8 protein-coding genes and 1 pseudogene are annotated in these 14,620 nt (G+C 62.3%); 2 read left to right on the forward strand and 7 right to left on the reverse strand.

All coding sequences use genetic code 11. The features are described 5' to 3' along the window. The 4 genes and pseudogenes from NKH50_RS28720 to rpsL form a co-directional block, all read right to left on the reverse strand. Window positions 1-85: pseudogene (locus NKH50_RS28720) on the reverse strand (GTP-binding protein); the annotation flags it as partial. A 67-nt stretch (window positions 86-152) separates the two neighbouring features. Continuing rightward, window positions 153-2,243, reverse strand: a complete 2,091-nt coding sequence (gene fusA, locus NKH50_RS28725; protein ID WP_254817148.1) for an elongation factor G — start codon at window positions 2,241-2,243, stop codon at window positions 153-155. 30 nt (window positions 2,244-2,273) lie between these two features. After that, window positions 2,274-2,744 (reverse strand): 30S ribosomal protein S7, encoded by a 471-nt coding sequence (gene rpsG, locus NKH50_RS28730; RefSeq protein WP_008875664.1) that lies wholly within the window; start codon window positions 2,742-2,744, stop codon window positions 2,274-2,276. Between the two features lie 85 nt (window positions 2,745-2,829). After that, complete coding sequence (gene rpsL, locus NKH50_RS28735; protein WP_006333356.1) at window positions 2,830-3,201, reverse strand: 30S ribosomal protein S12; 372 nt, start codon at window positions 3,199-3,201, stop codon at window positions 2,830-2,832. A 462-nt stretch (window positions 3,202-3,663) separates the two neighbouring features. Between rpsL and NKH50_RS28740 the strand changes: the two genes are divergently transcribed. Both NKH50_RS28740 and NKH50_RS28745 read left to right on the forward strand, forming a co-directional pair. Then, the gene (locus tag NKH50_RS28740) at window positions 3,664-3,945 is read left to right on the forward strand and encodes a transcriptional regulator (protein WP_254817147.1); all 282 of its coding nucleotides are present in this window, start codon (window positions 3,664-3,666) and stop codon (window positions 3,943-3,945) included. A gap of 123 nt (window positions 3,946-4,068) precedes the next feature. After that, window positions 4,069-4,998 (forward strand): Gfo/Idh/MocA family protein, encoded by a 930-nt coding sequence (locus NKH50_RS28745; RefSeq protein WP_352882546.1) that lies wholly within the window; start codon window positions 4,069-4,071, stop codon window positions 4,996-4,998. A 48-nt stretch (window positions 4,999-5,046) separates the two neighbouring features. Here NKH50_RS28745 and NKH50_RS28750 read toward each other — a convergent pair whose 3' ends face one another. From NKH50_RS28750 to rpoB, 3 genes are all read right to left on the reverse strand, one after another. Next, entirely contained in the window at window positions 5,047-5,712 is a 666-nt protein-coding gene (locus NKH50_RS28750) for an O-methyltransferase (RefSeq protein WP_352882549.1), read from the reverse strand. Between the two features lie 85 nt (window positions 5,713-5,797). Further along, a complete protein-coding gene (rpoC, locus tag NKH50_RS28755) occupies window positions 5,798-9,994 on the reverse strand; it encodes a DNA-directed RNA polymerase subunit beta' (protein WP_352882551.1) in 4,197 nt (1,398 codons plus the stop codon). Window positions 9,995-10,132: 138 nt separating this feature from the next. Beyond that, on the reverse strand, window positions 10,133-14,269 hold the full coding sequence (rpoB, locus tag NKH50_RS28760) for a DNA-directed RNA polymerase subunit beta (protein WP_352509951.1): 4,137 nt from the start codon (window positions 14,267-14,269) through the stop codon (window positions 10,133-10,135). Window positions 14,270-14,620: the final 351 nt, after the last annotated feature.

Consider the following 14,620-nt stretch of genomic DNA (forward strand, 5'->3'; position numbering starts at 1 on the left):
TCAGCGACGTCTTGCCATGGTCGACGTGACCAATCGTGCCAATGTTCACATGAGGCTTAGTGCGCTCGAATTTACCTTTTGCCATGTGATCTCTCCATTCCTGCCAGCCCGTGCGGGCCTTGAATTAAGTTACTGGTGCAACTCGTTTCGAGTTACGCGTATTTCTTCTGGACTTCCTGGGCGACCGCGGTCGGGACCGGCTCGTAATGGTCGAACTGCATCGTGTAGGCCGCGCGGCCCTGGCTCATCGAGCGAAGGTTGTCCACGTATTTGAACATGTTGGCGAGCGGCACCATCGCGTTGATGACCACCGCGACGCCACGGGCTTCCTGGCCCTGGATCTGGCCACGACGGCCGTTCAGGTCGCCGATAACGCTGCCGACGTAATCTTCCGGCGTCACCACCTCGACCTTCATGATCGGCTCGAGCAACTGCACGCCAAGCTTGGGCGCTGCTTCACGGAAGCAGGCGCGGCCGGCGATTTCGAAGGCCAGAACCGACGAGTCCACGTCGTGGTAGGCGCCATCGATCAGCGTCGCCTTGACGCCGATCATCGGGAAGCCGGCGAACGGGCCCGAGGTCATGACGCTGTTGATGCCCTTTTCGACACCGGGAATGTATTCCTTCGGCACAGCGCCGCCAACGATCTTGGTTTCGAACTCGAATTCGCTGCTTTCCGGATTCGGCTCGAACAGGATCTTGACGCGGGCGAACTGGCCGGTACCGCCGGTCTGCTTCTTGTGCGTGTAGTCCTGCTCGTGCTTGCGGGTGATCGTCTCGCGGTAGGCCACCTGCGGTGCGCCGACATTGGCCTCGACCTTGAACTCGCGACGCATGCGGTCGACGATGATGTCGAGGTGAAGTTCGCCCATGCCGGAGATGATCGTCTGGCCGCTTTCCTCGTCGGTCTTGACGCGGAAGGACGGATCCTCGGCGGCCAGGCGGTGAAGGGCGAGACCCATCTTTTCCTGGTCGTTCTTGGTCTTCGGCTCGATGGCGATCTGGATAACCGGATCGGGGAATTCCATGCGCTCGAGGATGACCGGATGCAGCGGATCACTGAGCGTGTCGCCGGTGGTGGTGTCCTTGAGACCAGCGAGGGCGACGATGTCGCCGGCAAACGCCTCTTCGACGTCGGCGCGCGAATTCGCATGCATCTGCAACATGCGGCCGATGCGCTCTTTCTTGCCCTTCACGGTGTTGTCGACCGAGATGCCCTTGGTGAGCTTGCCCGAATAGATGCGGGCAAAGGTGAGCGAACCGACGAACGGGTCGTTCATGATCTTGAAGGCGAGCATCGACAGCGGCTCGTTGTCGTCGGCATGACGCTCGATCTCGGCGTCGGTCTTGGCGTCGACGCCCTTGATGGCAGGGACATCGGCCGGCGACGGCAGATATTCGACGACGGCGTCGAGCAGCGGCTGCACGCCCTTATTCTTGAAGGCCGAGCCGCAGAACATCGGATAGAACTTCACCGCGATCGTGCCCTTGCGGATGAGCGCACGGATCTCGTCGTTGCTCGGCATCTTGCCTTCGAGGTAATTCTCGAGCGCCGTTTCGTCCATTTCGACGGCGGCCTCAATCATCTTCTCGCGGTATTCTTCGGCACGAGCCTTGAGGTCGGCAGGGATCTCGACGATGTCCCAGGCAGCGCCCAGCGTCTCGTCGCGCCAGACCAGCGCGTTCATCTCGACGAGGTCGACGACACCCTTGAACTCGGTCTCGGCGCCGATCGGCAACTGCATGACTACGGCATGCGCACCGAGGCGCGAACCGATCATCTCGACCGAGCGGTAAAAGTCGGCGCCGATCTTGTCCATCTTGTTGCAGAAGATCATGCGCGGCACGCGATACTTGTCGGCCTGGCGCCAGACGGTCTCCGTCTGCGGCTCGACACCGGCATTGGCATCGAGCAGCGCGATGGCGCCGTCGAGCACGCGCAGCGAACGCTCGACCTCGATGGTGAAGTCGACGTGGCCGGGGGTGTCGATGATGTTGAAGCGATACATCTTGCCGTCGCGACCCTTCCAGAAGGTCGTGGTGGCGGCCGACGTGATGGTGATGCCGCGCTCCTGCTCCTGCTCCATCCAATCCATGGTCGCAGCGCCGTCGTGGACTTCGCCGATCTTGTGCGACTTGCCCGTGTAATAGAGGACGCGCTCGGTGGTCGTCGTCTTGCCGGCGTCGATATGCGCCATGATACCGAAATTGCGGTAGTCTTCGATTTTATATTCGCGGGCCATGGGAGGTGCCTCTTCAGTCTCGTTCGCGCTTTACCAGCGGTAGTGCGCGAAAGCGCGGTTGGCTTCTGCCATCTTGTGGGTGTCTTCACGCTTCTTGACGGCGGTGCCGCGGTTGTTGGCCGCGTCCATCAGCTCGCCGGAGAGGCGGTCGACCATGGTGGTCTCGTTGCGGTTGCGGGCGGCAGCGATCAGCCAGCGGATGGCCAATGCCTGCCGGCGCTCGGGGCGCACGTCGACCGGAACCTGGTAGGTGGCGCCGCCGACGCGGCGCGAACGCACTTCCACATGCGGCGCGACATTGTCGAGCGCCTGATGGAAGACGGTGACCGGCTCCTGCTTGGTCTTGGACTGAACCTGGTCGAGCGCGCCGTAGACGATGGTCTCGGCAACCGACTTCTTGCCATCATACATGACGGCATTCATGAACTTGGTGACGATCAGGTCGCCGAACTTCGGGTCCGGATTGATCTCACGCTTTTCTGCACTGTGACGACGGGACATTTTTTCTCTGCCTCAATTCTACGCGGTGGCCTGGATCCCGGATCGTCGCTTGACGCCGTCCGGAACGACCTTGGCTACGCTTCGGTCACTTCGGACGCTTGGCGCCGTATTTCGAACGGCGCTGCTTGCGGTTCTTCACGCCTTGCGTGTCGAGCACGCCGCGGATGATGTGGTAACGGACGCCCGGAAGATCCTTGACGCGGCCGCCGCGGATCATCACCACCGAGTGTTCCTGAAGGTTGTGGCCTTCGCCGGGGATGTAACCGATCACTTCAAAACCATTGGTCAGACGGATCTTGGCCACCTTGCGCAGCGCCGAGTTCGGCTTCTTCGGCGTCGTGGTGTAGACGCGCGTGCAGACGCCCCGCTTCTGCGGGTTCTGCTGCATGGCCGGGACCTTGTTGCGCTTCACCGGCGCAATGCGCGGCTTGCGGATCAGCTGGTTGACGGTAGGCATTAAACCCTCTTGTCTCTCAATTCCGTGTCTTGCCCGGTCAGGGCCGCTCAAAGCGTCATTTCCATACGCAAATTCGGGCCACAAACCGCGCCTCGCGGTCTTGCCCGAACAAATGGCAGAGGAAGCGGAAGCCGCTTCATGCACGCCGGAAATGTCTTTTCGCTCGTAAAACGAACCCTGTTTGAGGCAAACTCCAAAGCGTGTCGCTTCGGAAGCGAGAGCCTCACATCGGTTCTGACTGGGCGGTTTCTACTCGTGTGGCCACTGTCCGTCAACCCCGGAGCGGCAAATATTGCGCTGAACCCGAGGTTTGGCAGCCATGCGAAAAATGCATGTAATTTTCTTGCGCCGTTTTTCAAGAGGAAGGCAGAAAGTGACCGGCTTGCGGCTGTTTCCACGCCGTGCTTCGTGCGAAAAGGCGGCATGAACAGCCCAAAACCCCTCGCCCGGAGGTACGAACCCGTGAATGACAATGAGGAGCGCCCGGTCACCATCATTACCGGCCGGGTGTGGAAGCGCAAAGGCGGCAAGCCGGAAGGCGTGCATGTGATGCTGGTCGCCCCGGACGACGATTCGGCGGTGCGCCGCGCTCTCGAATCACTTGCCGCGGAAGGTTACGCCGAGGCCGAGCTCGACCAAATCGGCGACCTGGACGGCGTGCCCGACGAGGAGCCGCATCTGTCCGCCTATCAGGGCGCGCTCGAAGGCGAAGTGTCGATCGTGACCTTCGATGTGCCGATCTGAAGCGATCTGAATCGCGGTCGATCTCACGGCCGGCGACAAACGCCCGGCGACTTGCCCGACACAAGTTCTCTGCTAAGAAGCGACCTCCGGTAAAACCAAGCACACTCAACCTGCGGAGCTCCCATGTCCTCTAATCCCATCAAGCTCGGCATCGTCGGCGTGGGAAAGATCGTCCGCGACCAGCACCTGCCGGCCTTGGCGAAGGACCAGGATTATCGCCTGGTCGCCGCAGCGAGCCGCCACGGCAAAGTCGAAGACATCCCGAATTTCCCGACGATCGAGGCGATGCTCGATGCGGTGCCGGAGCTCGAGGCGGTGTCGCTGTGCATGCCGCCGCAGTTCCGTTATGACGCCGCACACACGGCGCTGGTGGCGAAAAAGCATGTCTTCCTGGAAAAGCCGCCGGGCGCGACCGTCAGCGAGGTCGAGGACCTGAAGGCGCTGGCGGCAGCGAACGGCGTCTGCCTGTTCGCCAGTTGGCATTCACGCTATGCGCCGGCTGTCGAGGCCGCTCGCGCTTTCCTCGGTTCAACCAAAATCAGATCGGCCGCCATCATCTGGAAGGAAGATGTCCGCCGCTGGCATCCGAACCAGGAGTGGATCTGGGCACCGGGCGGCTTCGGCGTCTTCGATCCCGGCATCAACGCACTGTCGATCGCCACCCACATCCTGCCGCCAATGTTCATCAGTTCGGCAGAGCTCGATTTTCCGGAGAACCGTGCATCCCCGGTCGGGGCCCATGTCACCTTCCGCACCTCGCATGGATTGCCGGTGACGATGGAACTCGACTGGCTTCAGACCGGCCCGCAGAGCTGGGACATCCTGGCCGAGACGGACCAGGGTAAAATGGTGCTTTCCGGCGGCGGCTCGAAGCTCGCCGTCGACGGCCGCGTCGTTCACGAGGAGCCGGAAGCGGAATACCCGATGCTTTACAAGCGCTTTGCCGAGATCGTGCGCGCGGGTACCTCCGACGTCGATCTCGCGCCCCTCCAGCACGTTGCCGATGCCTTCATGCTGGGCAAGCGCAATGTGGTGGAAGCGTTTTTCGATTGACGAGTGGGCGTCGGCCGGATCGCAGGTCCGGCCCCTCACCGCGCAAGTTCAGTCGACGATCGCTATGGCAAAGCCGTCATAGCCCTTGGCGCCAACAGTCTGGATCGCGGTGCCTTCCAGACGCTTGTCGCCGCCGATGAACGAGAACGCCGCGCGTGCCCCTTCGACGTTGGCGTCACGACCATCTTCATTCACCACCGCGCCGTCACGGATGACATTGTCGCAGACGATGACGGTCCCCGGCCTCGAAAGACGCATGGCCCACGACAGATAGTGCGGGTTGTTCGGCTTGTCGGCGTCGATGAAGATGAAGTCGAATGGCCCGGCATTCTCGGCGCCTAACGCCGCAAGCGATTGAAGCGCCGGTCCGACCCGCAGTTCTACCCGGTCCGACACCCCTGCGCGTTCAAAGTTCGACCGCGCGACACTGGCGTGGTGCGGATCAAGCTCGAGCGTCACGACCTTGCCGTCCACGGGCAACGCTCGCGCCATCCAGATTGTCGAGTAGCCGCCCAACGTGCCGATTTCGAGTACCTTCTTGGCTCCCTGCATTCGCGCAAGAAGTGACAGCAGCTTACCTTGTGCCGGCGAAACATCGATCGCCGGTAGGCCGCCGTCGCGGTTGGCCGCCAGAACGGCATCGAGGGCGGGATCCGCATCGAAAAGAGCCTCGACAATGTAGTCGTCGACAGAAGCCCAGGTCTTCATGCTCATTGTTTTCTTCTCCGGTCCGATTAGAGAACCAAAATGCGAAAAGGGGCCACTTGGGCCCCTTTTCTATCTTCTCTTTCTTGCGCGCTTACTGCGCGGCGGAAGCCATGTCGGTCAGCATCGGCTCGGCGACCTCGACGCCGGACGCCTTGCGGCGCTCGTCGATGATCAGCTCGTCGCGCGAGGTGGCGATGCGCCGGATCTGGCTCATCGTGCCGCCGGTGCCGGCCGGGATCAGCCGGCCAACGATGACGTTTTCCTTCAGGCCCTGCAGCATGTCGGTCTTGCCGGCAACCGCAGCTTCGGTCAGCACCCTCGTCGTCTCCTGGAAGGAGGCGGCCGAGATGAAGGACGGCGTCTGCAGCGAGGCCTTGGTGATGCCGAGCAACACCGGCTGGCCTTCTGCCGGCTTCTTGCCTTCCTCGACCAGGCGCTCGTTGACCTCTTCCAGTTCGATCACGTCGACGTGGTCGCCCGGAATGTAGGTCGAATCGCCCTGCGTGGTGATCTCGACCTTCTGCAGCATCTGGCGAACGATCACCTCGATGTGCTTGTCGTTGATCGACACGCCCTGCAGTCGGTAGACCTCCTGGATCTCGTTGACGAGGTAGGAGGCAAGCGCCTCCACGCCCTTGATCGCCAGGATGTCGTGCGGCGCCGGATTGCCGTCGAGGATATAGTCGCCCTTCTCGATGACGTCGCCGTCCTGGAGATGGAACGGCTTGCCCTTCGGGATCAGGTATTCGACCGGCTCAAGCGTCGAGTCATGCGGTTCGATGATGATACGGCGCTTGTTCTTGTAGTCGCGGCCGAAGCGGATCGTGCCATCGATCTCAGCGATGATGGCGTGATCCTTCGGACGGCGTGCCTCGAACAGCTCGGCAACACGCGGCAGACCGCCGGTGATGTCCTTGGTCTTGGCGCTTTCCATCGGAATACGCGCCAGCACGTCGCCGGGGCGAACCTGTGCGCCCGGCTCGACCGAAAGAATGGCCTCGACCGAGAGCAGGAAGCGGGCGTCGCCACCCTTCGACAGCTTGCCGACCTTACCCTTGGCATCCAGGACGGCGATCGCCGGCTTGAGGTCGTTGCCGCGTGGCGTCGAACGCCAGTCGATGACCTCGCGCTTGGTGATGCCGGTCGATTCGTCGGCGGTTTCCTGAACGGAAATGCCGTCGACCAGATCCTCGAACGCGACCTTGCCCTCGATTTCGGTGAGGACCGGGCGGGTATAAGGATCCCACTCGGCGATACGCTGGCCGCGCTTCACCTTGTCGCCATCGTCGACGAAGATGCGCGAACCGTAGGTGACGCGGTGCGTGGCGCGTTCCTTGCCTGCCTCGTCGAGGATCAGCACCGCCATATTGCGGCCCATGACCATCAGCTGGCCGTCGGAGTTGCGCACCACGTTGCGGTTGCGGATCTCGACCTTGCCCTCATAGGAGGCTTCAAGGAACGAGGAATCCACCACCTGCGCCGTGCCGCCCATGTGGAAGGTACGCATGGTGAGCTGGGTGCCCGGCTCGCCGATCGACTGCGCCGCGATGACGCCGACAGCCTCGCCCTGGTTGACGGGCGTGCCGCGGGCCAGATCGCGTCCGTAGCAGACCGCGCAGACGCCGACCCTGACCTCGCAGGTCAGCGCCGAACGGATGCGGACCGACTGCACGCCGGCCTTTTCGATCAGTTCCACGTCCCGCTCGTCCATCAGCGTTCCGGCCTTGACCAGAACCTCGCCGGTGACCGGGTGGGTGATGTCGTCGAGCGAGGTGCGGCCGAGAACGCGCTGGCCAACCGAAGCGACGACCTGACCGGCATCGACGATCGGCTGCATAGTGAGGCCCTTGTCGGTGCCGCAGTCGAGCGAGTTGACGATGCAGTCCTGCGCCACGTCGACGAGACGACGCGTCAGATAGCCCGAGTTCGCCGTCTTCAAGGCGGTGTCGGCCAGACCCTTGCGGGCGCCGTGGGTCGAGTTGAAGTACTCGAGCACGGTGAGGCCTTCCTTGAAGTTCGAGATGATCGGCGTCTCGATGATTTCACCGCTAGGCTTGGCCATCAGGCCGCGCATGCCGGCGAGCTGGCGCATCTGGGTGGGCGAACCGCGCGCACCGGAGTGCGACATCATGTAGATCGAATTCATCGGCTTCTGACGGCCGTTGTCCTCGAACTCGACAGCCTTGATGCGGGCCATCATTTCGTCGGCGACCTTTTCCGAGCACTTGGCCCAGGCGTCGACGACCTTGTTGTACTTCTCGCCCTGGGTGATCAGGCCGTCGTTGTACTGCTGCTCGTACTCCTTGGCCAAAGCCTCGGTGTCGGACACCAGCTTGATCTTGGCGTCCGGAATCAGCATGTCGTCCTTGCCGAACGAAATGCCGGCACGGCAGGCGTGGCTGAAGCCGAGAGCCATGATGCGATCGCAGAAAATGACCGTCTCCTTCTGACCGCAATGGCGGTAGACGGTGTCGATCATCTTGGAGATGTTCTTCTTGGTCATCTCCTGGTTGGCGGTCTCGTACGGCACATTGTGGTTCTTCGGCAGAAGTTCGCCGATGATCATGCGGCCAGGCGTAGTGTCGTAGATCTTCGACACGACCTTGCCATCGGCGTCGACCGTACGGAAGCGCCCCTTGATCTTGGCATGCAGCGTCACCGCCTTGGTCTCGAGCGCGTGCTGGAGCTCGCCCATGTCGGCAAACACCATGCCCTCGCCCGGCTCGTTCTGGTTGACGATCGAGAGATAGTAGAGACCGAGAACCATGTCCTGCGACGGCACGATGATCGGCGCACCGGAAGCCGGGTGCAGGATGTTGTTGGTCGACATCATCAGCACGCGGGCTTCGAGCTGCGCTTCCAGCGACAGCGGCACGTGGACCGCCATCTGGTCGCCGTCGAAGTCGGCGTTGAAGGCCGTGCAGACCAGCGGGTGAAGCTGGATCGCCTTGCCTTCGATCAGGATCGGCTCGAACGCCTGGATGCCGAGGCGGTGCAGCGTCGGCGCGCGGTTCAACAGCACCGGATGCTCGCGGATGACCTCGTCGAGGATATCCCAGACCTCCGGACGCTCCTTCTCGACCAACTTCTTCGCCTGCTTGACGGTCGAGGAGTAACCCTTGGCGTCGAGACGGGCGTAGATGAAGGGCTTGAACAGTTCGAGCGCCATCTTCTTCGGCAGGCCGCACTGGTGCAGCTTGAGCTCCGGACCGGTGACGATGACCGAGCGGCCGGAATAGTCGACGCGCTTGCCGAGCAGGTTCTGGCGGAACCGGCCCTGCTTGCCCTTCAGCATGTCGGACAGCGACTTCAGCGGACGCTTGTTGGCGCCGGTGATGACGCGGCCGCGACGGCCGTTGTCGAACAGTGCATCGACGGCTTCCTGCAGCATGCGCTTTTCATTGCGCACGATGATGCCGGGCGCGCGCAGCTCGATCAGCCGCTTCAAGCGGTTGTTGCGGTTGATGACGCGGCGATAAAGGTCGTTCAGGTCGGACGTGGCGAAACGGCCGCCGTCCAGCGGGACAAGCGGACGCAGGTCCGGCGGAATCACCGGAACCACCTTCATGATCATCCATTCCGGACGGTTGCCGGATTCCATGAAGTTCTCGACGACCTTGAGCCGCTTCAGGTACTTCTTATGCTTGAGCTCGGAGGTGGTCGAAGCCAGTTCCGAACGCAGATCGCCGGCGATCTTCTCGAGGTCCATGCCGGCCAGAAGGTCGTGGATCGCCTCGGCGCCGATCATGGCGGTGAACGAATCCTCGCCATACTCGTCGACGGCCATCATGTACTCTTCCTCGCTGAGCAGCTGGTGCTCCTTCAGCGCGGTGAGGCCGGGTTCGGTGACGATGTAGTTCTCGAAGTAGAGGACCCGCTCAATGTCCTTCAGCGTCATGTCGAGCAGCGTGCCGATGCGCGACGGCAGCGACTTCAGGAACCAGATATGGGCGACCGGTGCCGCCAGTTCGATATGGCCCATGCGCTCGCGGCGGACGCGCGACAGCGTGACTTCGACGCCGCACTTCTCGCAGATGACGCCCTTGTACTTCATGCGCTTGTACTTGCCGCACAGGCACTCATAGTCCTTGATCGGACCAAAAATGCGCGCGCAGAACAGACCGTCACGCTCCGGCTTGAAGGTGCGGTAGTTGATGGTCTCCGGCTTCTTGATCTCGCCGAACGACCAGGACAGAATCTTCTCAGGGCTGGCAAGCGAGATCCTGATGGAATCGAACACCTGCGCGGGCGCCTGGGGATTGAAGAGATTCATGACCTCTTGGTTCATGCCGTTCTCCTTTTCGGGGTCCTCGAAACCCCTTGCATCTAGCGCGGGCCAAACGCCCGCCGACTTGATCGGCCATCGGCCGAAGAATTTGGGTGCGCCCCGGTCGCGAGAGCCCTCTCCCGCGACCGAGCGTCTTGCTTATTCGGCCGCGTCGGGCAGCCGGATCGGGTTGTCGTCGAGTTTGGTGTTCTCCAGCTCGACATTGAGGCCGAGAGACCGCATTTCCTTGACGAGAACGTTGAAGCTCTCGGGGATGCCGGCTTCGAAGGTGTCGTCGCCTCTGACGATCGCCTCGTAGACCTTGGTGCGGCCGGCGACGTCGTCCGACTTCACCGTCAGCATCTCCTGCAGCGTGTAGGCGGCGCCGTACGCTTCGAGCGCCCAGACCTCCATCTCGCCGAAGCGCTGGCCACCGAACTGCGCCTTGCCGCCCAGCGGCTGCTGGGTAACGAGCGAGTACGGCCCGATCGAACGCGCGTGGATCTTGTCGTCCACAAGGTGGTGAAGCTTGAGCATATATATATAGCCCATCGTCACTTTGCGATCGAACGGCTCGCCGGTGCGTCCGTCATAGAGCTGCGACTGACCGCTGGTGTGCAGGCCCGCCTGCTCCAGCATGATGTTAATGTCGGCCTCGTGCGCGCCGTCGAACACCGGTGTCGCGATGGAGACGCCGCGGCGCATCTGCTCGCTGAGGCGAATGATGCTCTCGTCGTCATATTCGCGGATCGGCTCGTTGCGGTCGTTGGCCGGCATGAAGCTCTCGAGCGTCTTGCGCAGCGGCTTGATGTCGCCCGCAGTCTTGTACGCGTCGATCAGATCGCCAATCTTCTTGCCCATTCCGGCGCAAGCCCAGCCCAGATGCGTTTCCAGGATCTGGCCGACATTCATGCGCGACGGCACACCCAACGGGTTGAGCACGATATCGGCATGCGTGCCGTCCTCGAGGAAAGGCATGTCCTCGACCGGAACGATCCGCGACACGACACCCTTGTTGCCGTGCCGGCCGGCCATCTTGTCGCCGGGCTGCATCTTGCGCTTCACGGCCACGAAGACCTTGACCATCTTCATGACGCCCGGAGGCATTTCGTCGCCGCGCTGCACCTTCTCGACCTTGTCCATGAAGCGCTGCTCGAGCGCCTTCTTGGAATCGTCGTACTGGCCGCGCAGGGCTTCCAGTTCGCTCTGGAGCTTTTCGTTCTCCACGGCAAACTGCCACCACTGCGAACGCGGATACTCGTCGAGCGTGTCCTTCGACAGCTTCGAGCCCTTCTTGAAGCCCTTCGGCCCGGCAATCGCTTCCTTGCCGACGAGAACGTCGGAAAGACGCGAATAGACGTTGCGGTCGAGGATCGCCTGCTCGTCGTCGCGGTCCTTGGCGAGGCGTTCGATCTCCTCGCGCTCGATCGCCATGGCGCGCTCGTCCTTCTCGACGCCGTGGCGGTTGAAGACACGCACTTCGACGACGGTGCCGAAGGTTCCCGGAGGCATGCGCATCGAGGTGTCGCGCACGTCCGAGGCCTTTTCACCGAAGATGGCGCGCAGCAGCTTTTCTTCCGGCGTCATCGGGCTTTCGCCCTTCGGCGTGATCTTGCCGACCAGGATGTCGCCCGGCTGCACTTCCGCACCGATGTAGACGATGCCGGCCTCATCGAGGTTCTTCAGCGCTTCTTCCGAGACGTTGGGAATGTCGCGCGTGATCTCCTCCGGCCCCAGCTTGGTGTCGCGGGCCATGACTTCGAACTCCTCGATGTGGATCGAGGTGAAGACGTCGTCGGCGACGATGCGCTCGGACAGGAGGATGGAATCCTCGTAGTTGTAGCCGTTCCACGGCATGAACGCGACCAGCACGTTACGGCCGAGGGCCAGATCGCCGAGCTCGGTCGACGGGCCGTCGGCGATGATGTCGCCCTTGTTGACCCGGTCGCCCATGCGCACCAGCGGACGCTGGTTGATGCAGGTGTTCTGGTTCGAACGCTGGAACTTCATCAGCCGGTAGATGTCGACGCCGGACTTGCCGGGATCGAGATCTTCCGTGGCGCGGATGACGATACGCGTCGCGTCCACCTGGTCGACGATGCCGCCGCGGCGGGCGCCGATGGCGGCCCCCGAGTCACGGGCGACGATCGGCTCCATGCCGGTGCCGACGAACGGCGCTTCGGCGCGCACCAGCGGCACGGCCTGACGCTGCATATTCGAGCCCATCAGCGCACGGTTGGCGTCGTCGTTCTCGAGGAACGGGATCAGGGCCGCGGCCACCGACACCATCTGCTTCGGCGATACGTCCATCAGATCGACGTTTTCGCGCGGCGCCATCATCACTTCGCCGGCGTTGCGGCAAATGACGAATTCGTCGACGAAATGGCCATTCTTGTCGAGCTCGGCATTGGCCTGCGCGACGTGGTGCTTGGCCTCTTCCATAGCCGACAGGTAAACGACCTCATTGGTCAGCTTGCCATTGACGATCTTGCGGTACGGGCTCTCGATGAAGCCGTATTTGTTGACCCGCGCGAAGGTCGCCAGCGAGTTGATCAGGCCGATATTCGGGCCTTCCGGCGTCTCGATCGGGCAGATGCGACCGTAATGCGTCGGATGCACGTCGCGCACTTCGAAACCGGCACGCTCGCGGGTCAGACCGCCCGGTCCAAGCGCCGAAAGACGGCGCTTGTGGGTGATCTCCGACAGCGGGTTGGTCTGATCCATGAACTGCGACAGCTGCGAGGAACCGAAGAACTCGCGCACGGCGGCAGCCGCCGGCTTGGCGTTGATCAGGTCCTGCGGCATCACCGTGTCGATCTCGATCGAGGACATGCGTTCCTTGATCGCGCGCTCCATGCGCAGCAGCCCGACGCGGTACTGGTTCTCCATCAGCTCGCCGACCGAGCGCACGCGGCGATTGCCGAGATTGTCGATGTCGTCGATCTCGCCCTTGCCGTCGCGCAGTTCGACCAGCGTCTTGACCACGGCCAGGATGTCCTCTTTGCGCAGCACGCGCACGGTGTCCTCGGCCTTGAGCTCGAGGCGCATGTTCATCTTGACGCGGCCGACGGCCGACAAGTCGTAGCGCTCGCTGTCGAAGAACAGCGAGTTGAACATGGCTTCGGCGGTCTCGAGCGTCGGCGGCTCGCCCGGGCGCATGACACGATAGATGTCGAACAGTGCGTCCTGGCGGCTCTCGTTCTTGTCGACGTTGAGCGTGTTGCGGATATAGGCGCCGACGTTGACATGGTCGATGTCGAGAACCTTGATCTCGTCCTCGCCGGTGCCGAGCAGCACTTTCAGCGTCTTTTCGTCGATCTCGTCGCCGGCTTCGAGGAATATCTCACCGGTCGCATAGTTGACGATATCCTCGGCGAGATAGTTGCCGAGCAGATCCTCGTCGGTCGCCTTGATCGCCTTGAGACCCTTTTCGCCAAGCGCCCTGGCCTGGCGGGCAGTGATCTTCTTGCCGGCCTCGACGACGACCTCGCCGGTGTCGGCGTCAACCAGGTCACCAACGGCCTTGAGGCCGCGGAAACGCTCGACGTTGAACGGGATACGCCAATGGTCGCCGGCGCGCTTGTAGGTGATCTTGTTGTAGAAGGTCGACAGGATCTCTTCGCCGTCCATGCCGAGCGCCATCAGCAGCGACGTGACCGGAATCTTGCGGCGGCGGTCGATACGGGCGTGCACGACGTCCTTGCTATCGAACTCGATGTCGAGCCATGAGCCGCGATAGGGAATAACGCGCGCGGCAAACAGAAGCTTGCCGGACGAGTGCGACTTGCCCTTGTCATGGTCGAAGAAGACGCCCGGCGAACGGTGCATCTGCGAGACGATGACGCGCTCGGTGCCGTTGACGATGAAGGTGCCGTTCAAGGTCATGAGCGGCATGTCGCCCATGTAAACGTCCTGCTCCTTGATGTCCTTGATCGACTTCGCGCCGGTATCCTCGTCGATATCGAACACGATGAGGCGCAGCGTCACCTTGAGCGGCGCCGCGTAGGTCAGGTCGCGCTGACGGCATTCGTCAACGTCGAATTTCGGTCCCTCGAACTCGTACTTCACGAATTCCAGCATCGAGGAGCCGGAAAAATCGGAAATCGGGAAGACCGACTTGAAAACTGCCTGCAGCCCCTCGTCAGGACGCCCGCCCTTGGGCTCCTCCACCATCAGGAACTGGTCATAGGATGCCTTCTGAACCTCGATCAGGTTCGGCATCTCCGCAACTTCCGGGATCTTTCCGAAAAACTTGCGTACGCGTCTGCGGCCATTGAAAGTCTGGGTCTGGGCCATCGTCGCTCCTTAGCTCAATTCTCGGGACGAGCCTCGCCGCGGCTCGCCTTGCATCTCGGGCCACCTTGGCGGCCCTGTCTTGTTGCCCGCCGCCTGTCGGCGGCTTCTTGTCTTTTCACCCACCACCAATTGGCGGTGGGCCAGAAACGGGAGAAAACCCGTTTCCTGAAGGCCGGTTTGCGGCCCTCAGGAAAGAGGTTTTCGCACTCTTCGCGTTACGCAGCCTCCCTTCGACGCGAAAGGAGTGGCGGGGGGCGCGGCGCCGGGCGGCCGGTGAACACACGTAAATTATGTACTCAGTTGGGGCGGCCGCGTGCCGCAGGGCGGTGCTAATTTTCGGGGCGGCCGGGG

The sequence above is a fragment of the Mesorhizobium sp. M1027 genome, assembly GCF_040318745.1.
Lineage (GTDB): Bacteria > Pseudomonadota > Alphaproteobacteria > Rhizobiales > Rhizobiaceae > Mesorhizobium.